24 protein-coding genes and 1 riboswitch are annotated in these 20,081 nt (G+C 73.7%); of the genes, 19 read left to right on the forward strand and 5 right to left on the reverse strand.

Annotated features, from left to right (window positions below):
- Positions 1-40: 40 nt before the first annotated feature.
- The 3 genes from AB0H83_RS35890 to AB0H83_RS35900 all read right to left on the reverse strand — a co-directional run bounded on the left by AB0H83_RS35890 (position 41) and on the right by AB0H83_RS35900 (position 3,492).
- Complete coding sequence (locus AB0H83_RS35890) at positions 41-610, reverse strand: AAA family ATPase (protein ID WP_360102985.1); 570 nt, start codon at positions 608-610, stop codon at positions 41-43.
- A complete protein-coding gene (locus AB0H83_RS35895; protein ID WP_360102987.1) occupies positions 607-2,349 on the reverse strand; it encodes an ABC transporter ATP-binding protein in 1,743 nt (580 codons plus the stop codon). Before AB0H83_RS35895 ends, AB0H83_RS35890 begins: the two co-directional genes overlap by 4 nt.
- An 87-nt stretch (positions 2,350-2,436) precedes the next feature.
- Complete coding sequence (locus tag AB0H83_RS35900; RefSeq protein WP_360102989.1) at positions 2,437-3,492, reverse strand: amidohydrolase family protein; 1,056 nt, start codon at positions 3,490-3,492, stop codon at positions 2,437-2,439.
- A 49-nt stretch (positions 3,493-3,541) separates the two neighbouring features.
- Between AB0H83_RS35900 and def the strand changes: the two genes are divergently transcribed.
- Genes def through AB0H83_RS35915 form a run of 3 tightly spaced genes read left to right on the forward strand, consistent with a single transcriptional unit; the run spans position 3,542 to position 6,473 of the window.
- Positions 3,542-4,087 (forward strand): peptide deformylase, encoded by a 546-nt coding sequence (def, locus tag AB0H83_RS35905; RefSeq protein ID WP_360102991.1) that lies wholly within the window; start codon positions 3,542-3,544, stop codon positions 4,085-4,087.
- The gene (gene fmt / locus AB0H83_RS35910) at positions 4,084-5,037 is read left to right on the forward strand and encodes a methionyl-tRNA formyltransferase (RefSeq protein WP_360102993.1); all 954 of its coding nucleotides are present in this window, start codon (positions 4,084-4,086) and stop codon (positions 5,035-5,037) included. The genes def and fmt overlap by 4 nt, the downstream gene beginning before the upstream one ends.
- A gap of 56 nt (positions 5,038-5,093) precedes the next feature.
- Complete coding sequence (locus AB0H83_RS35915; protein WP_360103101.1) at positions 5,094-6,473, forward strand: RsmB/NOP family class I SAM-dependent RNA methyltransferase; 1,380 nt, start codon at positions 5,094-5,096, stop codon at positions 6,471-6,473.
- A gap of 55 nt (positions 6,474-6,528) precedes the next feature.
- Here AB0H83_RS35915 and AB0H83_RS35920 read toward each other — a convergent pair whose 3' ends face one another.
- Positions 6,529-7,017: a hemerythrin domain-containing protein gene (locus AB0H83_RS35920; protein WP_360102995.1), complete on the reverse strand. Its 489-nt coding sequence runs from the start codon at positions 7,015-7,017 to the stop codon at positions 6,529-6,531.
- A gap of 55 nt (positions 7,018-7,072) precedes the next feature.
- Here AB0H83_RS35920 and rpe point away from each other — a divergent pair, with 55 nt between their 5' ends.
- The 6 genes from rpe (at position 7,073) to ribH (ending at position 12,386) form a co-directional block, all read left to right on the forward strand.
- A complete protein-coding gene (gene rpe / locus AB0H83_RS35925) occupies positions 7,073-7,732 on the forward strand; it encodes a ribulose-phosphate 3-epimerase (RefSeq protein ID WP_360102997.1) in 660 nt (219 codons plus the stop codon).
- An 8-nt stretch (positions 7,733-7,740) separates the two neighbouring features.
- Positions 7,741-8,694 carry a response regulator gene (locus AB0H83_RS35930; protein WP_033356854.1) on the forward strand — a complete coding sequence of 318 codons (954 nt, stop codon included), beginning with the start codon at positions 7,741-7,743 and terminating at the stop codon, positions 8,692-8,694.
- Positions 8,695-8,763: 69 nt separating this feature from the next.
- Positions 8,764-8,908: riboswitch (FMN riboswitch) on the forward strand.
- 120 nt (positions 8,909-9,028) lie between these two features.
- Positions 9,029-10,066: a bifunctional diaminohydroxyphosphoribosylaminopyrimidine deaminase/5-amino-6-(5-phosphoribosylamino)uracil reductase RibD gene (gene ribD / locus AB0H83_RS35935; RefSeq protein ID WP_360102999.1), complete on the forward strand. Its 1,038-nt coding sequence runs from the start codon at positions 9,029-9,031 to the stop codon at positions 10,064-10,066.
- A 3-nt stretch (positions 10,067-10,069) separates the two neighbouring features.
- On the forward strand, positions 10,070-10,666 hold the full coding sequence (locus AB0H83_RS35940; protein ID WP_360103001.1) for a riboflavin synthase: 597 nt from the start codon (positions 10,070-10,072) through the stop codon (positions 10,664-10,666).
- Positions 10,666-11,910 (forward strand): bifunctional 3,4-dihydroxy-2-butanone-4-phosphate synthase/GTP cyclohydrolase II, encoded by a 1,245-nt coding sequence (locus AB0H83_RS35945; RefSeq protein ID WP_360103003.1) that lies wholly within the window; start codon positions 10,666-10,668, stop codon positions 11,908-11,910. The genes AB0H83_RS35940 and AB0H83_RS35945 overlap by 1 nt, the downstream gene beginning before the upstream one ends.
- A complete protein-coding gene (gene ribH, locus AB0H83_RS35950; RefSeq protein ID WP_360103005.1) occupies positions 11,910-12,386 on the forward strand; it encodes a 6,7-dimethyl-8-ribityllumazine synthase in 477 nt (158 codons plus the stop codon). The genes AB0H83_RS35945 and ribH overlap by 1 nt, the downstream gene beginning before the upstream one ends.
- 85 nt (positions 12,387-12,471) lie before the next feature.
- Here the strand turns inward: ribH and AB0H83_RS35955 are convergent, their stop codons facing one another.
- Complete coding sequence (locus tag AB0H83_RS35955) at positions 12,472-12,960, reverse strand: hypothetical protein (RefSeq protein WP_360103007.1); 489 nt, start codon at positions 12,958-12,960, stop codon at positions 12,472-12,474.
- A 126-nt stretch (positions 12,961-13,086) separates the two neighbouring features.
- On the opposite strand from AB0H83_RS35955, the gene AB0H83_RS35960 reads away from it, so the two are divergent.
- The 10 genes from AB0H83_RS35960 to pheS all read left to right on the forward strand — a co-directional run bounded on the left by AB0H83_RS35960 (position 13,087) and on the right by pheS (position 20,081).
- Positions 13,087-13,626, forward strand: a complete 540-nt coding sequence (locus AB0H83_RS35960; RefSeq protein WP_360103009.1) for a SigE family RNA polymerase sigma factor — start codon at positions 13,087-13,089, stop codon at positions 13,624-13,626.
- Positions 13,623-14,654, forward strand: coding sequence for a Gmad2 immunoglobulin-like domain-containing protein (locus AB0H83_RS35965; protein WP_360103011.1), 1,032 nt, complete (start codon positions 13,623-13,625; stop codon positions 14,652-14,654). The genes AB0H83_RS35960 and AB0H83_RS35965 overlap by 4 nt, the downstream gene beginning before the upstream one ends.
- A gap of 59 nt (positions 14,655-14,713) precedes the next feature.
- Entirely contained in the window at positions 14,714-14,983 is a 270-nt protein-coding gene (locus tag AB0H83_RS35970) for a phosphoribosyl-ATP diphosphatase (protein ID WP_313900922.1), read from the forward strand.
- A 56-nt stretch (positions 14,984-15,039) separates the two neighbouring features.
- The gene (hisG, locus tag AB0H83_RS35975) at positions 15,040-15,894 is read left to right on the forward strand and encodes an ATP phosphoribosyltransferase (protein ID WP_360103013.1); all 855 of its coding nucleotides are present in this window, start codon (positions 15,040-15,042) and stop codon (positions 15,892-15,894) included.
- 31 nt (positions 15,895-15,925) lie between these two features.
- Positions 15,926-16,381, forward strand: a complete 456-nt coding sequence (locus AB0H83_RS35980; RefSeq protein ID WP_360103015.1) for a PH domain-containing protein — start codon at positions 15,926-15,928, stop codon at positions 16,379-16,381.
- A gap of 209 nt (positions 16,382-16,590) precedes the next feature.
- On the forward strand, positions 16,591-17,208 hold the full coding sequence (gene infC / locus AB0H83_RS35985; RefSeq protein ID WP_360103103.1) for a translation initiation factor IF-3: 618 nt from the start codon (positions 16,591-16,593) through the stop codon (positions 17,206-17,208).
- Positions 17,209-17,383: 175 nt separating this feature from the next.
- A complete protein-coding gene (gene rpmI / locus AB0H83_RS35990; protein ID WP_033356864.1) occupies positions 17,384-17,578 on the forward strand; it encodes a 50S ribosomal protein L35 in 195 nt (64 codons plus the stop codon).
- A gap of 87 nt (positions 17,579-17,665) precedes the next feature.
- Positions 17,666-18,028: a 50S ribosomal protein L20 gene (rplT, locus tag AB0H83_RS35995; protein WP_033356865.1), complete on the forward strand. Its 363-nt coding sequence runs from the start codon at positions 17,666-17,668 to the stop codon at positions 18,026-18,028.
- Positions 18,015-18,839, forward strand: coding sequence for an RNA methyltransferase (locus tag AB0H83_RS36000; RefSeq protein ID WP_360103017.1), 825 nt, complete (start codon positions 18,015-18,017; stop codon positions 18,837-18,839). The genes rplT and AB0H83_RS36000 overlap by 14 nt, the downstream gene beginning before the upstream one ends.
- A 144-nt stretch (positions 18,840-18,983) precedes the next feature.
- Positions 18,984-20,081 (forward strand): phenylalanine--tRNA ligase subunit alpha, encoded by a 1,098-nt coding sequence (pheS, locus tag AB0H83_RS36005; protein ID WP_360103019.1) that lies wholly within the window; start codon positions 18,984-18,986, stop codon positions 20,079-20,081.

The raw sequence follows: 20,081 nt of genomic DNA on the forward strand, positions 1-20,081 counted from the left end.
GAATGGTTCCGGTAGCCCTGGCTACCGGAACCATTCGGGATCATGAGCGCAGCAGCTTCCGTAGCGAAGCTGCGAGATCTGGTGCGCCCTCGCGGTTGTCGATCTCGCGGTGGGGGACGGCGGGTGGGCGGTCCGGGGGGATCGCGGCGAGGAAGTCGTCCCAGCGGTCCAGCTTCTGCCCGTCGCGGTGCGAGCCGCGGGCGAGCAGGCGGGCCCGCAGCGTCGCCGGGTCGGAGCGGACCCACACGAGGTGGACGGGTTCGCCGCCGAGGGCCGAGACGAACCCCGCCCAGCGCCCCGGGTCGGAGATCTGGCCGGTGAACGGTCCTGAGAGGACGACCGGGCAGCCGCGGGAGCGGATCTCGCGGGCGGTGGCGGCCAGGCCGGCGTACTCGTGGGGTTTGATGTTGGCGTCGTACCAGACACCCTCGCGCTCGCCGGGGGAGCGGCCCGCGGCGGCGAGCGTGGCGGCGACGAAACCGCCGTAGACGGTGTCCTTGTCCAGCAGGGCCGGGGGCGGGTCGAGCAGGCCGATCAGCAGGTCCGCGACGGTCGACTTGCCCGCGCCGGGCGGTCCGGCGACCACCCACACCTCGCCGGGGTCCCTCACGCCACGAGCAGCTGGTTGGTGGCGAGCTCCCGGTACAGGTCGCTGGTCTCCAGCAGGTCGGCGTGCCGGCCGGTGGCGACGACCCGGCCGCCCTCCATGACCACGATCTGGTCCGCGTCGACGACGGTCGACAGGCGGTGCGCGACGACGATCATCGTCCGATTGTGCGCCACGGTGTCGATCGCCTGGCGCAACGCCACCTCGTTGCGTGCGTCGAGGTTGGAGGTCGGCTCGTCCAGCAGCAGGATCGGGGGCGCGGCGAGGAGGGTACGGGCGATCGCGAGCCGCTGCCGCTCGCCGCCGGACAGCAGCACGCCGCCCTCGCCGACCTGCGCGTCGAGGCCTTCGGGGGCGCGCTCGACGACGTCGGCGAGGTTGACCGCGTCGAGGACCTCCAGCATCTGGGCGTCGGTGGCGGCGGGCGCGGCCAGGCGCAGGTTGTCCCGCAGCGTGCCGGCGAGCACCGGGGCCTCCTGCTCGACGTAGCCGAGCTGCGCGCGCAGCACCTGCCGCGGCAGGTCCCGCACGTCGACGCCGGCGACCCGGACGGTGCCGGCGGTGGCGTCGTAGAACCGCTCGACCAGCTGCAGCAGCGTGGACTTGCCCGCCCCGGAGGGGCCGACGAGGGCGGTGCGGGTGCCGTACGCCACGGAGAACGACACGTCACGGACCACCGGCTGGGAGGCGGCCGCATAGGTGAACGTGACCCCGTCGAAGGCGACCGCGACGGGGCCGGAGGTCACCGCGGCGGTGCCCGCGTCCTGCTCGAGGGGCACGTCGAGGATGTCGTGCATGCGTTGCAGCGCGCCGAGTCCCGTCTGCAGCTGCGTGTACGCGTGCAGGGCCTGACCGAGCGGCATGACCAGGAAGAACAGGTACAGCACGAACGCGACCAGGTCACCGACGGAAATGGTGCCGTTCGCGACGCGGGCGCCGCCGACGCCGAGCAGCAGCAGGAACGCGCCCTGGATCGCGGCGACGCTGGCCGGGCCGACGAGCGCCTGCAGCTTCGCGATGCGCACCCCCGCCCGGTACGCCTCCTGCGCGCCGGCCTCGACGGTCGCGGCCTCGCGCTCCTCGGCGTTGCTGGCCCGGATCGTGCGGGCGGCGGTCAGGGCGCGCTCCACGGCGCTGGTCATGTCGCCGATGCGGGCCTGGGCCTCCTGCGAGGCGGGCCGCACCCGGCGGGAGAACACCACCGCGATCGACATGCCCAGCGCGAGCCCGCCGCCGGCGGTGAGGAACAGCACCGGGTCCAGCAGCAGCATCGCGGCCGCCGCGCCGGCCACCATGACGGCGCCGGTGACGGTCTCGAACAGCCCGGACGTGACGACGGCCCGCAGCAGCGTGGTGTCGGCGCCGACCCGGGACAGCAGGTCGCCGGTGCGGCGCTGGTCGTACTCGGCGATCGGCAGCCGCAGCAGGTGCCGGGTCAGCCGCCGCCGGGCGGTGAGCACCAGCCCCTCCGCGGTGCGCTGCAGCAGGTAGTCACGCAGCGCGTTGAGCAGGGCGACCGCGGCGAGGACCGCGACCAGCAGCGCGACGGTGCGCCCCACCGGCCGGGTCGCCTGCAGCCCGTCCAGCACGTCGCGGGTCAGCAGCGGCTGGGCGAGCGTGGTCAGCGACCCGAGCAGTGACAGCACGGCGACGACGGCGAGCGTGCCGCGGTGGTCGCGCAGGTACGGCAGCAGGGAACGCAGTGAGACGGCCCGGAGCGCAGCGGAGGAGCCGCGAACCATGGGCTCAGTGTTGGCTCGCGGCGGCGCCGGAGCGTAGCGGAGGTGACGACGTGAGACGGCTTCCTTCTTCGCGGCCACGCACGGAGGCTAGCGCCGTGTTGCTGAGCGTCCCCTGAGCAGCACCAGTGACGGGTGTCGCAGTGCCTGCGGCGACACCCTAGGGTCGGTGCCGACGGCGACGAGGTCGGCGGGCGCGCCCTCCTCCAGCCCGGGGAAGCCCAGGTGCCGCCGGGCGTCCCAGCACGCGGCGCCGACCGCGGCGGCCGGTGGCAGCCCCGCGGCGACCAGGTGCCCGATCTCGGCGACGACGTCGCCGTGGCCGAGGGAGTCGGTGCCGGCCAGGACCGTCACCCCGGCCTCCCACGCCGCGACGGTCGCGGTGCGCAGGCTCGCGACGCCGCCGAGGAACCAATCCTTGCGCGGCCCCTCCGGCTTGGTACGGACGAGGTCGACGTGCGGCACGAACCCGCTCCAGGTCGGGGTGACCGCCCCGCCCCGCGCGGCGAGGACGTCGAGCAGGTCCGGGGTGAGGAACCAGGCGTGCTCGATCGAGTCGACCCCGGCGAGGACGGCGTTGCGGGTGCCCTCGGCGGTCTGGCAGTGCGCCGCGACCCGCCCGCCGGCGGCGTGCACGGCGTCGCAGAGCTCCCGCAGTACCGGCTGCGGCGTCTTGTCCCGGTCGTGCTCCCAGTCGCCGTACGTCTTGCACCAGCCGTCGTTGGCGAGGGCCTGGGCGACCCCGGCGGCGGTCAGGTCCGCCGGCACGGTCTGCAGGTCGTCGAGGCCCGCCAGGCCCGCCCACGCCAGCCACGGCCCGGCGGTGACCAGGCGCGGCAGGTCCGGCCGGGCCCGCAGCGCCGCCGGGATCGGCTCCCGGTGCCCGGGGACCCGCAGCAGGGTGGTGCCGTCACCCGCGTACGCGAGCGCCGCCGCCTCGAACAGTGCCGGGTCGAACGCCATCGTCGCCGGGTCGTGGCCCAGGTGCGCGTGCGCGTCGACCAGGCCGGGGAGGATGAACCCGCCGTCGTGCACGGTCGTCGCGTCACCCGCGGGGCGGTGGAAGGTGAGCCGGTCGCCGAGCACCCAGATGTCGCGGACGTCACCCTCCGGCAGCACGGTGCCACGCAGGTGGAGGCTGCTCATCGGGCCACACTAGACTTGCGTGACTCGAACCAGATATGGGGTGCCTCGTTTGACCGTCCAGTCCGTCCGCCTTTTCGGCGACCCGGTGCTGCGCACGCCCGCCGACGAAGTCGTCGACTTCGACCGGGAGCTGCGCAAGCTGGTCAATGACCTGCTCGACACCATGCGCCAGCAGAACGGCACCGGCCTCGCCGCGCCGCAGATCGGCGTCGGGCTGCGCGTGTTCACCTTCGACGTCGACGACGTCGTCGGGCACCTGGTCAACCCGGTGCTCGAGTTCCCCGACGACGAGGAGCAGGACGGCCCGGAGGGCTGCCTGTCCATCCCGGGGGTGTACGTGGACACCAAGCGCCGCCAGCACGTCGTGGCCAAGGGGTTCAACCAGCACGGCGACCCGGTCCAGATCGTCGGCGCCGGGCTGATGGCGCGCTGCGCCCAGCACGAGACCGACCACCTCGACGGGGTCCTGTTCGTCGACCGGCTCGACGCCGACCGGCGCAAGCAGGCGATGAAGGAGATCCGCGCCGCCGAGTGGTACAACCCCGACGCCCCGCCGGTCGTGAAGACCAGCCCGCACGGGCTGTTCGGCCGGTGAGGCTCGTCTTCGCGGGCACGCCCGCGGTGGCGGTGCCCGCGCTCGACGCGATCGCCGCCTCCTCCCACGACCTCGTCGCGGTCGTCACCCGGCCCGACGCCCCGTCGGGCCGCGGCCGGCAGCTGGTCCCGTCGCCGGTCAGCGCCTGGGCGCAGGAGCGGGGTATCCCCGTGCTGACCCCGGCGCGGCCCCGCGAGCCGGAGTTCCTGGAGCAGCTGCGCGCCCTGGAGCCCGACTGCGCGCCGGTGGTCGCCTATGGCGCGCTGGTGCCCCGGGTCGCGTTGGACATCCCACGGTACGGCTGGATCAACCTGCACTTCTCGCTGCTGCCCGCGTGGCGGGGCGCGGCGCCGGTCCAGCATGCCGTGCTGCACGGCGACGACATGACCGGCGCCAGCGTGTTCCTGCTGGAGGAGGGCCTGGACACCGGGCCTGTGTTCGGCACCCTCACCGAGCCGGTCGGCGCCCGCGACACGTCCGGCGACCTGCTCGACCGGCTCGCCGTGGCCGGCGCCGGCCTGCTCGTGCAGGTCCTCGACGGCATCGAGGCGCACACCGTCGGCCCCGTGCCGCAGCCGCACGAGGGTGTCTCCACCGCCCCGAAGCTCACCGTCGAGGACGCGCTGGTGCGCTGGGCCGACCCGGCGTTCGCCGTCGACCGGCGGGTCCGCGCCTGCACCCCCGCGCCCGGCGCGTGGACGACGCTGCGCGGCGACCGGCTGAAGCTCGGCCCGGTCACCCCCGTCACCGCGGCCTCCGTCATCGGCGGCGGCGCGGCCCTCGGCCCCGGCGTCGTCGCCGTCGAGCGCAACCGGGTCCTCGTCGGCACCGGCACGGTCCCGGTCGTGCTCGGCACCGTCACCGCCCCCGGCAAGAAGGCCATGCCCGCCGACGCGTGGGCGCGCGGCGCCCGCCTCGAGTCCGGCGCCGTGCTCGGAGTCACCTCTTGAGATCACCCCGGCGCGGTCCCGGGCCGCGGCCCGCGGGCGCCCGCGACGACCGGCTCGTGCGCCCGCCGCGCGGCGGGCGGCCCGCCATCGACCCGGCCCGCGAGGCCGCCTACGAGGCCGTCGCCGCGGTGCACCGCGACGACGCGTACGCCAACCTGGTGCTGCCGCGGCTGCTGCGCGAGACCGGGGTCACCGGCCGCGACGCCGCCTTCGCGACCGAGCTGACCTACGGCACGCTGCGCCAGACCGGCACCCTCGACGCCATCGTCGCGGTGGCCGCCGACCGGGCCGTCGAGCGCATCGACCCGCCCGTGCGCGACGCGCTGCGCATCGGGGCGTACCAGCTGCTCAACATGCGCGTCGGGGCGCACGCGGCGGTGGCGACCACCGTCGACCTGGTCCGGTCGCTGGTGCCCGGCGCCGCCGGGTTCGCCAACGCCGTCCTGCGCCGCGTCGCGGAGTCCGACCGCTCGGCGTGGCTGGAGCGGCTCGCGCCCGCCGACCCGTACGAGCGCGCCGCCCTCGTGCACGCGCACCCGCAGTGGGTCGTGCGGGCGTTCACCGACGCGCTCGGCTCCCTGGAGGAGGCCGAGCTCGCGCTCGACGCGGACAACCTCGCCCCGCCCGTGCACCTGTGCGCCCGGCCCGGCCTGCTCGACCCGGCGGCGTTCGCCGCGTCGCTGCCCGGGGCGGCCGTCGGGCGATACTCGCCGTACGCGGTGGTGCTCGCCGGCGGCGGGGACCCCTCCGGCATCGCCGCCATCCGCGACGGCCGCGCCCACGTGCAGGACGAGGGCAGCCAGCTGGTCGCCGCCGCCCTCGCCGCCGCGCCGCTGGACGGGCGCGACGAGCGCTGGCTCGACCTGTGCGCGGGCCCCGGTGGCAAGGCCGGGCTGCTCGGCGCGCTCGCCCGCACCCGCGACGCGCACGTGACCGCGGTCGAGGTCGCCCAGCACCGCGCCGAGCTGGTCGCCCGGGCCACCGAGGGGCTGCCCGTGTACACCATCCGCGCCGACGGGCGCGACGTCGGCAAGGACGCCGACCTGCCGGAGGGCGGGTTCGACCGGGTCCTCGTCGACGCGCCGTGCACCGGCCTGGGCGCGCTGCGCCGCCGCCCCGAGGCCCGCTGGCGCCGCCAGCCGTCGGACCTGCCGCCGCTGACCCGCCTGCAGCGGGAGCTGCTGCAGGCCGCGTTCCGGGCGGTGCGGCCGGGCGGGGTGGTCGCCTACGTCACCTGCTCGCCGCACCAGGCCGAGACCGAGGTGTCGGTGACGGAGGCGGCGCGGCGCTCCACGGTCGACATGGACCTGCTCGACGCCCGGCCGTGCCTGCCGGCGTCGCTGCCGGACCTGGGCACGGGGCCGACGGTGCAGCTGTGGCCGCACCGGCACGGCACGGACGCGATGTTCCTCGCCCTGCTCCGCCGCGCCGGCTGACCGCCCCATGATCCTGAATGGTTCCGGTGGCCCTGGCTACCAGAACCATTCAGGATCATGAGAGCAGCGCCGCCACCGCGGCCCGGGAGCCGCACGACGCCGCGATCAGCCGGTCCCGCTCGGCGACCCACGCGTCCCCGAGCGCCCGCCGGGTCGCCGGGTCCAGGGCGAGGGCGTCGTTGAGCAGCGTGCGCTCCTCCTCGTCCAGGTGGTGGTACAGCGCGTTCGCCAGCTTCCCCACCGCCCGGTCGAACGCGGGCGATGTCACGTCCGGCACGTCCAGCAGGGCCAGCAGCCGCCGGTGGCCGTCGAGGTGCTCGTCCTCGCCGTGCTCGACGTGGTAGCCGGCGCCGGTCAGCTCGCGCAGCTTCGGGTACACCTCGGACTCCTCCGCGGTGGCGTGCGCGACCAGCAGGTCGGCCAGCTCGCCGAGGGTGCGCCGGCGGTGCTGCGCCAGGTCGGGCCGGGACCGGTCGCGCAGCGCCCGCAGCAGCGCCTCGAACCGGACGTGATCGACGACGATCACATCGACGACATCAGCCATCCGCCGATTGTCCCCCATACCGCACCGGAGCCACACCGTCGCCTAGAGTCGGACCGTGAGCAACACCGTGATCGCGCCGTCCATCCTCGCCGCCGACTTCGCCCGGCTCGCCGAGTCCGCCGCGGCGGTGGAGGGCAGCGCCGACTGGCTGCACGTGGACGTCATGGACTACCACTTCGTGCCGAACCTGACGATCGGCCTGCCGGTGGTGCAGAGCCTGCGCAAGGCGACGACCCTGCCGTTCGACTGCCACCTGATGATCGCCGACCCGGCGCGGTGGGCCCCGCAGTACGCGGAGGCCGGCGCCTACAACGTCACGTTCCACGCGGAGGCGGCCACCGACCCGGCCGCGATCGCGAAGGACCTGCGGGCCGCGGGCAGCCGGGCCGGTCTCGCCATCGACCGCGACACGCCGGTCGAGGGCTACCTGGAGCTGCTGCCGCACTTCGACCTGCTGCTCATCATGACGATCAAGGCGGGCTTCGGCGGGCAGGCGTTCATCCCGGAGCTGCTGGAGAAGGTCCGCACGGCGCGGCGGCACGTCGACACCGGCCACCTCGAGCTGCGCATTGAAGTTGACGGCGGGGTGGCCGAAGATACAATCGCGGCCTGCGCCGAAGCGGGTGCCGACACGTTCGTGGCGGGCACCGCCGTCTTCGGCGCCGACGACCCGGCCGCCGCGGTGCGCAGGCTCCGTGCCGTAGCGACCAGCTGAGGCAGGCGATGGGCGAGCCAGACACCATCCTCGTCGTCGACGACGATGTCGACATCGCCCGGTTCATCGAGGTCAACCTCAAGCTCGAGGGCTACCGGGTGCTGCTCGCCCACGACGGCGCGACCGCGCTGCAGCTCGTCGAGGAGCACATGCCCGCCCTCGCCGTCGTCGACTGGATGATGCCGCAGCTGGACGGGCTGGAGCTGACCCGGCGGCTGCGGGCCGACCCGATGACCGCGCCGATCCCGGTCATCCTGCTCACCGCCCGCGGCCAGACCGCCGACAAGGTCATCGGGCTGCAGGCCGGCGCCGACGACTACCTGGTCAAGCCGTTCGACACGCTGGAGCTCGTCGCGCGGGTCCGCTCCACGCTGCGGCGCAACCAGGAGAACCGCGAGGTGTCGCCGCTGACCGGCCTGCCCGGCAACAGCCGGATCCTGCGCGAGATCACCGACCGGGCGCGGGCCGGCGCCGACTACGCCGTCTCGCACGTCGACATCGACCGGTTCAAGGCCGTCAACGACGTGTACGGCTTCGCCCGCGGCGACGAGTTCATCACCGCGCTCGCCCGGGCGCTGCACCGCGCCGTGGTCGAGGTCGGACTGCCACCGGCGTTCCTCGGCCACATCGGCGGCGACGACTTCCTCGTCGTGTGCAGCCCCGAGCAGCTCAAGCCGCTGCACACGAAGGCGATCCTGGAGTTCCAGGCGGCCTCCGACGCCCTCTACGACCCGGCCGACGCCGAGCGCGGCTTCGTCGAGGTCGTCCAGCGCAACGGCGAGGTCCAGCAGGCCAACCTGGTCACCCTGTCGATCGGGGTGGCGATCGGGCAGACCGGCGCCACCGGCCAGCTCACCGACCCGCGCGAGGTCATCTCCATCGCGACCGACATGAAGTCGGTGGCCAAGAAGCACAACGGCAACTACGTGGCGGTCGACCGCCGCAGTGCCGTGCACCTGTGACATACGTCCCTCGGTAAGGACCGGTCCGCCGGGCGCGTTCATGTGCAAGACTCAGGTTACGTACCCACCACGCGCTGGCGGGGCTCGGTGAAATTCCGAACCGGCGGTAAGCGGCACCACGCCGCGAGCCCGCGACCCGGTCGAAGCCGTCGACCGGTGGATCTGGTGTGAGTCCAGAGCCGACGGTCACAGTCCGGATGGGAGCTCAGCGCGCGGGATCCGGTGTCCGCTCCGGCGGTCACCCCGGGGCCGGCCTGCGCGTACGCGCCTTCCGGCACCGCCCGCAGCTGTCCCCGTCAGCCCCCCGCGTGTGACCCGACCGCGCGGAGAGGCCATGGACGCAGACGCCACGCACGAGCCGCACATGCGCCGCGCCGTGCAGCTGTCGCTGCACAGCCTCGGCGAGACCAGCCCCAACCCCAACGTCGGCTGCGTCCTGGTGGCGCCGGACGGCACCGTCGCCGGCGAGGGCCGCACCGCGCCCGCCGGCGGGCCGCACGCCGAGGTCAGCGCCCTTGCCGAGGCCGGCGAGCGGGCCCGGGGGGCCACCGCTTACGTCACGCTCGAACCGTGCGACCACACCGGCCGCACCGGCCCCTGCACGCAGGCCCTCATCGCGGCCGGGGTGGCCCGGGTCGTCGTCGCCGTGCGCGACCCGAACCCGGTCGCGGCCGGCGGCCTGGAGACGCTGCGGGCGTCCGGGATCGGGGTCGAGGAGGGCGTCCTGCGCGACGCCGCCCGCGCCGCCATGATCGGCTGGCTGACCGCGGTCGGGCGGGGCACGCCCTACGTGATCTGGAAGTTCGCCGCGACGCTCGACGGGCGCTCCGCCGCCGCCGACGGCACCAGCCAGTGGATCACCTCGCCCGAGGCGCGGGCCGACGTGCATCGCATCCGCGCCGGCGTCGACGCGGTGATCGCCGGCATCGGCACCGTCCTGGCCGACGACCCGCACCTGACCGTGCGCACCCCCGACGGCCCCGCCGCCCGCCAGCCGCTGCGGGTCGTGGTCGACGGCGCCGGCCGCACGCCACCCGGCGCCAACGTGCTCGACGGGGCCGCGGCGACCTGGATCGCCACCGCACCCGGCGGCGGCCGGGTCGACCTGCCCGGCATGCTGCGCCACCTGTACGACCAGGGCGTCCGCACGGCGCTGCTGGAAGGCGGCCCGACGCTCGCCGGGGCGTTCCTCGCCGAGGGCCTCGTCGACCGGGTCGTGGCCTACCTCGCCCCGAAGCTGCTCGGCGCCGGCCCGGCCGCGCTCGGCGCCGCGGGAATTTCCACCATCGCCGAAGCATTGACGCTCGACGTTGTCGACCTCGCCATGGTCGGGCCCGACGTGCGCCTGACGGCAACAGTGAAAGGTGCGTGACCAGTGTTCACCGGCATCATCGAAGAGCTCGGCACGGTCGTGGCCATCGACCGGCTCGGCAACTCGGCGCGGCTGTCGATCCGCGGCGCGACCGTGACCTCCGACGCCGCGCACGGCGACTCCATCAGCGTCAACGGCGTCTGTCTCACCGTCGTGGACAACGCCGACGGCGTCTTCACCGCCGACGTGATGGGTGAGTCGCTGGACCGTTCCACGCTCGGCGGGCTCACCGCCGGGTCCGCGGTCAACCTGGAGCGCGCCGCGACCATGGCCACCCGCCTCGGCGGCCACATCGTGCAGGGCCACGTCGACGGGGTCGGCGCGGTGCTGTCCCGCGAGCCCGGCGACCAGTGGGAGACCGTCACGTTCTCGCTGCCGCCGCAACTGGCCCGCTACGTCGTGGAGAAGGGCTCCATCACCGTCGACGGGATCTCGCTGACCGTCACCGCGGTCACCGGCGACACGTTCTCGGTCGGGCTCATCCCGACCACGCTCAAGCTCACCACCCTCGGCGCCAAGGGCGTCGGTGAGCAGGTCAACCTGGAGGTCGACATCATGGCCAAGTACGTCGAGAAGCTGCTCGCCAAGGGCGGCGAGTGATGGGCGCCCCGGTCACGGGCCTCGACTCGATCGAGCGCGCCGTCAAGGACATGGCCGCCGGCAAGGCCGTCATCGTCGTGGACGACGAGGACCGCGAGAACGAGGGCGACCTCATCTTCGCCGCCGAGCACGCCACCCCGGAGCTCGTCGCCTTCATGGTCCGCTACACGTCCGGCTACATCTGCGTGCCGATCACCGAGGCCGAGGCCGACCGGCTCGACCTGCCGCCGATGTACCGCACGAACCAGGACCGCCGCGGCACCGCGTACACGGTGACGGTCGACGCCCGCTTCGGCGGCACCACCGGCATCTCCGCCGCCGACCGGGCCCGCACGATCCGGCTGCTCTCCTCGGCCGACACCAAGCCCACCGACCTGTCCCGCCCCGGGCACATCGTGCCGCTGCGGGCCAAGGACGGCGGGGTGCTGCGCCGCGCCGGGCACACCGAGGCGGCCGTCGACCTGGCCACCCTCGCCGGGCTGAGCCCCGCCGGCGTGCTGTGCGAGATGGTCAACGACGACGGCACCATGATGCGCCTGCCCGACCTGCGGGCGTTCGCCGCGCAGCACGACCTGGCCCTGATCAGTATCGCCGACCTCATCGCGTACCGGCGGCACACCGAGAAGCAGATCGAGCGGGTCGTCGAGACCCGCCTGCCGACCGAGCACGGCGTGTTCCGGGCCGTCGGCTACACCACCCACTTCGACGGCGGCGAGCACATCGCCCTCGTCTACGGCGACCTCGACGACGGCGAGGACGTGCTGGTCCGGGTCCACTCCGAGTGCCTCACCGGCGACGTGTTCGCCTCGGTGCGCTGCGACTGCGGCCCGCAGCTGCACGCGTCCATGAAGATGGTCGCCGCCGAGGGCCGCGGGGTCGTGCTCTACATGCGCGGGCACGAGGGCCGCGGCATCGGCCTGATGCACAAGCTGCAGGCGTACCAGCTGCAGGACCTCGGCCGGGACACCGTCGACGCCAACCTCGACCTGGGCCTGCCCGCCGACGCCCGCGACTACGGCACCGGCGCGCAGATCCTCGTCGACCTCGGCATCAAGACGATGCGCCTGTTGACCAACAACCCGGCCAAACGCGCGGGTCTGGAGGGGTACGGTCTTTCCGTGCTCGGTAGGGTGCCCCTGCCGACCCGGCCGCACCCGGAGAACGTGCGCTACCTGCGCACCAAACGGGACCGCATGGGGCACCTGCTGGACGAGCTGGACGAGGTCTCGGAAGGACTTGCGTAATGGCTGGTAGTGGAGCACCCGTCCTGCAGCGGGTGGACGGCACCGGACTTACCCTCGGCATCGTCGCCACCCGGTGGCACGCCGAGCTCGTCGACCACATGCTCAACCGGGCGATCGAGGCCGGCGAGGCCGCCGGCGTCGACCACATCACCGTCGCCCGCGTCGACGGCGCGGTCGAGCTGCCGGTCCTCGCGCAGGCCCTCGCGCACCGCTTCGACGCCGTGGTCGCCCTCGGCGTCGTGGTCCGCGGCGACACGGCCCACTTCGACTACGTCTGCCAGTCGGTCACCGACGGGCTGACCCGGGTCGCCCTGGACGAGTCGACCCCCGTCGCGCACGGCGTGCTGACGGTCGACAACCTCGACCAGGCCCGCGCCCGGGCGGGGCTGCCCGGCTCGCCGGAGGACAAGGGCTACTCGGCGACCCTCGCCGCCCTGGACGCCGCCCACGCGCTGCGGCTGGTCGCCAAGTCCTGACCGCGCGCCAAGTCCCGACCGCGCGCCGGCCGGCCCCGGCAGACGACGACCCCGGTCACCACGGTGACCGGGGTCGTGACGCGGCTCAGACCTCCAGGACGGCGGCGAGCTCGTCGCGGAAGGCACGCTCGGCCGGGGTGACCAGCTCCCCGCCGAAGCCGAGGACGTCGCCCGACTTCGCGGCGCTGACGACCTGGTCGGCGAGCGTGATCAGCCAGTAGCGGTAGGACTCGGCGTCCGCGGCGGAGGCCTTCGCGGCCAGCAGCTCGTGGGCGGCCCTGGCGCGGGCGATGACGTCGGCGAGCCCGGCGGCCCGGTCGGCGAACTCGATGACCGGCGGCTCCTCGCCCTCCTCGATGTCGCCCTGCCGCGCCACCACGTCGGTGGCGACCGAGCGGACCAGGTCGCTGGCGGAGTCGCGGCCGTCGGCGATGGCGGTCATGCCGGCCGTCCACTCCTCGCGGGTGCGGCGGGCGCCGTCCTGCTCGGCCTGCGAGGCGGCGATCAGCACGGACTGCGGCAGGCCCACCAGGAGCCCCCACTCTTCGTCGGTGTACTTCGGCACGGTTTCCACCGGCCCAGGGTATCCAGAGCGGGCGCAGTTCGCCTTTCGGGTGATAGCGGTAAACCTCCGGGCGGCTCCGCGCGTCGTACGTGCGTGACGGCCGACGTGGGGACCACGCCATGGGACGGTAGGGCGGTGCTGGCGGAGCCCTCCCGGGACGACGCGCGCGGCTGGGACGCCGACGACGCGGTGACGGCGCTGTTCTCGGCGCACTACCGCGGGCTGGTGCGCCTCGCGGTGCTGCTGTTGCACGACGAGGCGGCCGCCGAGGACGTGGTGCAGGACGCGTACGTGGCGCTGCACCGCCGCTGGTGGCGCCTGCGTGACGCGGACAAGGCCCTCGCCTACCTGCGCACCAGCGTGGTCAACGGCTCCCGGTCGGCGCTGCGGCACCGCGGGGTCGCCGACCGGTACGTCGCGGCGCGGCGGCTCGCCGACGAGCCGACGGTGGCCAGCGCCGAGACCGGGGCCCTGGCGCTGCTGCGGCACCGGGAGGTCCTGGAGGCGGTCCGCCGGTTACCGGCGCGGCAGCGGGAGGCGATCGTGCTGCGGTACTACGGCGAGCTGTCCGAGGCGGAGATCGCCGACGCGATGGGCGTGAGCAAGGGCTCCGTGAAGAGCCACGCCGCGCGGGGCATGGCCGCCCTGCGGGAGAGTCTGGAGCTGGCCCCATGAGGATGTCGCCGGAGGACCGGCTGCGTGCCGCGCTGCGCGCCCAGGTCGACACGGTCGAGGCGGCGCCGGACGCGCTGCCCCGCATCCGGGGCCGCATCCAGCAGCAGCGGCGCGGCGGCTGGGCCGTCATCGCCGCCGCCGCGGCGGTCGCGGCCGTCATCGCGCTCGCCGTCGTGGTGTTCGTGCCGGACCGGGTGCCGCAGGACGGCCCGGCGGGGCGGGGGCCGGCGGTGTCCTCGACGCAGGACCCGGCCGAGCCTTCGGCGCCGGCCACCACGGCGGGCCCGGTGGTGCCGGGGGAGCCCGTGCGGGTGCAGCTGCCGGTGTACTACGCCCGCAACGACCGGTTGGTCCGCGAGTTCCACGACCTGACGCTCCCCGTCGACGACGACGAGCACCGCATCGCCGCCTCGGTCGGGGAGGCGCTGCGCGCCGGCAGCGCCGCCGACCCCGACTACCGGTCGCTGTGGCCGGACTCGGTGAGCGTGCGCGGCGTCACCGTGGACGGCCGGACCGTGACCGTGGACCTCGCCGACGTCGGCCCGGCGCCGCGGGCCGGGACGCCCGCCCTCGCCGTGCAGCAGCTGGTGTCGACGGTCGCCGCGGCGGCCACGTACACGTCGGTGAAGCGCGTCGACGGGGTGCGGATCACGGTCGACGGCGCGCCCGTGGCGAAGCTCTGGGGCGCGGTGGACACCAGCCGGCCGGTGAAGCAGGCGCCGCCGTCGGAGATCTACGCCCCCGTGTGGGTGATCGACCCGCAGCAGGGCCAGGTGGTCGGCAAGGCGTTCACGGTGCACCTGGCCGGGATCGTGTTCGAGGGCACCGTGCAGCTGCGGGTCCGCGGCACCGGCGGGGCGGTCGTGGTCGAGCAGGTCGTGCAGCTGTCGGTGGGCGCGCCGGCGGTCGGCGAGGCGCGGGTGCCGCTGGCGCTGCCGCCCGGCCGGTACACCGTGGAGGCGTTCTTCGTCTCACCTGCTGACGGCAGCGTCCAAGGGGTGGACGACCACGAGTTCAGCGTCGGGTGAGGCAGGACACGCCTGTCGTGATCGCGATTCCCGTTTCGGCCCCGGGCCTGCGAGAATTCGTGCCCGTGAAGACCTTTGACGCGTTGTTCGCCGAGCTGACCGCCAAGGCCGCCGCGGGCACCCCCGGCTCGGGGACGGTCGCCGCGCTGGAGAAGGGCGTCCACTTCATCGGCAAGAAGGTCGTCGAAGAGGCCGCCGAGAGCTGGATGGCCGCCGAGCACGAGGGCGCCGAGCGCACCGCCGAGGAGCTGTCGCAGCTGCTGTACCAGGTGCAGTGCCTGATGCTCGCGACCGGGCTGTCGCTGGAGGACGTCTACCGACATCTGTGAGCCGGTAGCCGCGTCCCCGCAGACAACCCCGCACTTTTTCCGAAAGGCCGTGCACCGTGCTCAGAATCGCCGTGCCCAACAAGGGGACCCTGTCCGGTCCCGCCGCCCAGATGCTGCAGGAGGCCGGGTACCGGCAGCGCTCCGACCCCAAGGACCTGCTCTGCCGCGACGAGGCCAACGACGTCGAGTTCTTCTACCTGCGCCCCCGTGACATCGCCACCTACGTCGGCTCCGGCGACCTGGACCTCGGCATCACCGGCCGGGACCTGCTCATCGACGCCGACAGCGGCGCCGAGGAGCTGCTCGACCTCGGGTTCGGGCGGGCCACGTTCCGCTTCGCCGCGGCGGCCGGCTCGATCAAGGGCGACGGCCCCGCCGACCTGACCGGGCTGCGGGTCGCCACCGCGTACCCGGGGGTCATGCAGCGCTGGTTCACCGAGCGCGGCGTCACCGCCGAGGTCATCCGGCTCGACGGCGCCGTGGAGAACGCGATCCGCCTCGGCGTCGCCGACGTCATCGCCGACGTCGTGGAGACCGGCGCCACCCTGCGTCAGGCCGGGCTGGAGACCTTCGGCGAGCCGATCCTCAGGTCCTCGTCGGTCCTGGTGCGCCGCAGCGGCGCCGCCGACCTCGCGCCCGCCGCCAAGCAGCTGCTGCGGCGGCTGCAGGGGGTCCTCGTGGCCCGGCGGTACGTGATGCTCGCCTACGACGTGCGGGCCGACGCGCTGGACGCGGCGGTGGCGCTGACGCCGGGCATCGAGTCGCCGACGGTGTCGCCGCTGCACCGCGAGGGCTGGGTCGCCGTGCAGGCCATGGTGCAGCGCGACGAGGTGCACCGGATCATGGACGAGCTGTACGAGGTGGGCGCCCGCGCCATCCTCGTGACCGGCATCCACGCCTGCCGCCTGTAGCGTCCCGCGGGGCGGGTGGGAGACTGGAGCGGTGAGCAGCACCGTTCTCGCCCGCCCGCGGCGCGCCAGGGTCATCGCATACGTCCTCGCGGCCGTCGTCGTCGTGGTCTTCACGCTCATCGCGATGGGGCTGCACGGCAAGACCGGCGACGGCCCGGGCTACTTCCAGCGCGGCGACCAGGCCGCCATGATCGGGCTCGGCATCTGCGCCGCGCTCGGCATCCTGATGATGACCCGGCCCAAGGTCGAGGCCGACGAGACCGGGGTGCGGGTGCGCAACATCATCGGCTCCTACGACCTGCCGTGGGACGCGGTGAGGGCCGTCACGTTCGGCCGTGGCACCCCGTGGCTGACCCTCGACCTGCACGACGACGAGCGGGTCGCGGTGATGGCGGTGCAGATGGCCGACAAGGACTACGCCGTCAAGGCGGCCCGTGGCCTGCGGGCCCTGCACACGGCGTCGCTGTCCGGCAGCGTGGTAGAGTAGCTGGAGTCGACCGCACGCCGCATCCGTGGCGTGTTCGAAGCGGAGTTCATCGCTCCCACCCGTGCAGCTCAGGGCAGCCGGGTCCGGTCTGGCCGCACGGCCCCCTCGCCGGGGACGGTGTGGTCGAGTGGGCCCTCGTATGCGCGCTGCGCATCGGGGGCTTTTCCGCTTCGGTCGGCACACCAGACAGCACCGATCGAGGAGGCCACATCAGCGTCGAGCCACGCGTCAACGAGCAGATCCGGGCACGTGAGGTCCGGCTGGTCGGCCCGGAGGGTGAGCAGGTGGGCATCGTCCCGCTCGAGCGCGCACTCCAGCTGGCCGCCGACGTGGACCTGGACCTGGTCGAAGTTGCGCCCATGGCACGCCCGCCCGTCTGCAAGCTCATGGACTTCGGCAAGTTCAAGTACGAGAGCGCGCTCAAGGCCCGGGAAGCCCGGCGTAACCAGCAGCAGACCGTCATCAAGGAGATGAAGCTCCGCCCGAAGATCGACCCGCACGACTACGAGACCAAAAAGGGTCACGTCATGCGGTTCCTGAAGGCGGGCGACAAGGTCAAGGTAACGATCATGTTCCGTGGCCGCGAGCAGAGCCGCCCGGAGCTGGGGTTCAGGCTGCTGCGCAAGCTCTCGGAGGAAATCTCGGAGCTGGGCTTCGTCGAGGCCTCCGCGAAGCAGGATGGCCGCAACATGATCATGGTCCTCGCGCCGCACCGCAACGTGAAGGCCGCGGCGACCGCGTCCCGTGAGGGTCGCACGGAGGAAACCCCCGCGCCGGAGGGCGAAACAGCCGTCCTGCCCGAGGTTGTCACCGCCGACCAGGGATAACGCACCACCAGCACCATCCGGTAAGCACGCACCAATCACAACGACCGCGTCGTGCGGGCGGGACCCGCACAGCGGCGTCCCGGCCTGTGCGCCGGTGCGCCACGGCACCCTCCAGCCGATCCGTCGGGGAGGGTGCCGGCTCTGGCGTGCCGCACATGGAAGGGCAACATCAGCCATGCCGAAGTTCAAACCGCACTCGGGCATGAAGAAGCGGGTCAAGATCACCGGTCGCGGCAAGATCCTCGCGGAGCCGGCCGGCAAGCGTCACCTGCTCGAGGTCAAGCCCAGCAAGCGGACCCGCCGGCTCAGCGGCACTGTCGAGCTGGCCAAGACCGAGACCCAGCGCGTCAAGAAGATGCTCGGCCTGTAACACGCGGCCTCAACTGCCCCCCTTTCCTGGACTTTTCCGACCGGCCCGCACGACGAAGGGCCGGTCTCGCATGAGGAGTAACGAACCGTGGCACGCGTGAAGCGGGCAGTGAATGCCCAGAAGAAGCGCCGCACCGTCCTGGAAACCGCCAGCGGCTACCGCGGGCAGCGTTCGCGGCTGTACCGCAAGGCCAAGGAGCAGGTGCTGCACTCGATGCAGTACGCCTACCGCGACCGGCGCGACCGCAAGGGTGACTTCCGCCAGCTGTGGATCACCCGGATCAACGCCGCCGCCCGCGCGAACGGCCTGACCTACAACCGGCTGATCCAGGGCCTGCGCCTGGCCGGCGTCGAGGTCGACCGCAAGATCCTTGCCGAGCTGGCGGTCAGCGACGCGAAGGCGTTCAGCGGCCTGGTCCAGGTGGCGAAGACGGCCGTTGCCGCAGCCTGACAACCCGCAACCCGGGGCGGTCTTCACCACGCGGACCCCCCGGGTTGTCGCTGCCCGGCGCCTGCAGCGCCGCCGCGACCGCGACGAGACCGGCCGCTTCCTCGCCGAGGGCCCGCAGGCCGTCCGCGAGGCGCTCGCCGCCGGCGCCGTCGCCGAGCTGTTCTTCACCGCCGACGGCCTTGCCCGCCACGGTGACCTTGTCGCCCGGGCCGGCAGCGGGGCCGGCAGGGCCAGCCAGGTCGACGACGACGCCTTGGCCGCGCTCGCCGAGACCGTCCAGCCGCAGGGCCTGGTCGCCGTCTGCGCCCAGCGCGACGTGCCGCTCGGCGACGCGCTGCGCAAGGCGCCCCGCCTGGTGGCGGTGTGCGCCGACATCCGCGACCCCGGCAACGCCGGCACCGTGCTGCGCACCGCCGACGCCGCCGGCGCGACCGCGGTCGTGTTCGCCGGCGACAGCGTCGACCCGTACAACGGCAAGGCCGTGCGCGCCTCCGCCGGCAGCCTGTTCCACGTCGACGTGGTCCGCGCCCGCGACGCGTCGGCCGCCGTCGCCGCCCTGCGGGCCGCCGGCCTGCGGGTGCTCGCCGCGGACGGGTACGGCGAGGCGGACCTCTTCGAGCTGCCCGACCTGGCCCGGCCGACCGCGTGGCTGTTCGGATCCGAGGCGCACGGCCTGCCCGGCGCCCTGAAGGCGCAGGCCGACGCCCGGGTGCGGGTGCCCATCCTCGGCGGCGCGGAGAGCCTGAACCTGGCTGCGGCCGCCGCGGTCTGCCTGTACGCTTCAGCGAAAGCGTTGAAGGAGCCGATGTGAGCACGGACCTGTTTATGCGGCCCGCCGGTGACGGTGGGCGGACAGGACGTCGCACCTCCTGACACCTTCCCACGGCCGGCGGGCGCCTTCTCTACACTGTCCGGGGCCTGTGATGCGGGCCAGAACTCGCGTGGGAAGAGTCCGATGACCTACCGCAATGATCCGTACGACCCGAAGCAGGCGATGCTGCTCGCCCAGGACGCCCTGGACGACGCCGTCGCCACCGCCGACAAGGCGTTCGCCGGCGCGAGTGACCTCGACGCCCTCGCGGCGCTCAAGTCGCAGCATCTCGGCGACCGCGCCCCGATCTCCCTCGCCCGGCGCGAGATCGGCTCGCTGCCACCGGCGGCGAAGGCAGACGCCGGCAAACGCGTCAACGAGGCCCGCGTCGCCGTGCAGGCGGCGTACGACGCCCGGCTCGCCGCTCTCACCGCCGAACGGGAGGAGCGCGTCCTGGTCGAGGAGACCGTCGACGTCACCCTCCCGACCGGCCGCCGCCCCCGCGGCGCCCAGCACCCGCTGACCGCGATCATGGACCGGGTCGGCGATCTGTTCGTCGGCATGGGCTACGAGATCGCCGAAGGCCCCGAAGTCGAGTGGGAGTGGTACAACTTCGACGCGCTCAACATGCATCCGGACCACCCGGCGCGCTCGATGATGGACACGTTCTTCGTCGCCGCGTCCGGCTCGGACAAAGATTCCGGGAAGGATGCCGACTCGCGGATCGTGCTGCGCACCCACACCTCCCCGGTGCAGGCCCGCACGATGACGACCCGCACACCGCCGATCTACATCGTGTGCCCCGGCCGGGTGTACCGCACCGACGAGCTCGACGCGACCCACACCCCGGTGTTCCACCAGGTCGAGGGCCTCGTGATCGACAAGGGCATCACGATGGCGCACCTCAAGGGCACCCTCGACCACTTCGTCAAGGGCCTGTTCGGCCCGGGCACGGAGACCCGGCTGCGGCCGTCGTACTTCCCGTTCGTCGAGCCGGGCGCCGAGATCGACATGTGGTTCCCGCACCACCGCGACGGCGCGCGCTGGGTCGAGTGGGGCGGCTGCGGCATGGTCAACCCGCGGGTGCTGCGCGCCTGCGGCATCGACCCCGACGAATACTCCGGCTTCGCGTTCGGCATGGGCATCGAGCGGGCGCTGATGTTCCGCAACGCGGCCGCCGACATGCGGGACATGGTTGAGGGCGACGTGCGCTACGCGCGGGCGTTCGGATGGGAGGCCTGA

The organism is Dactylosporangium sp. NPDC050688 (assembly GCF_040654515.1).
Classification (GTDB): Bacteria; Actinomycetota; Actinomycetes; order Mycobacteriales; family Micromonosporaceae; genus Dactylosporangium.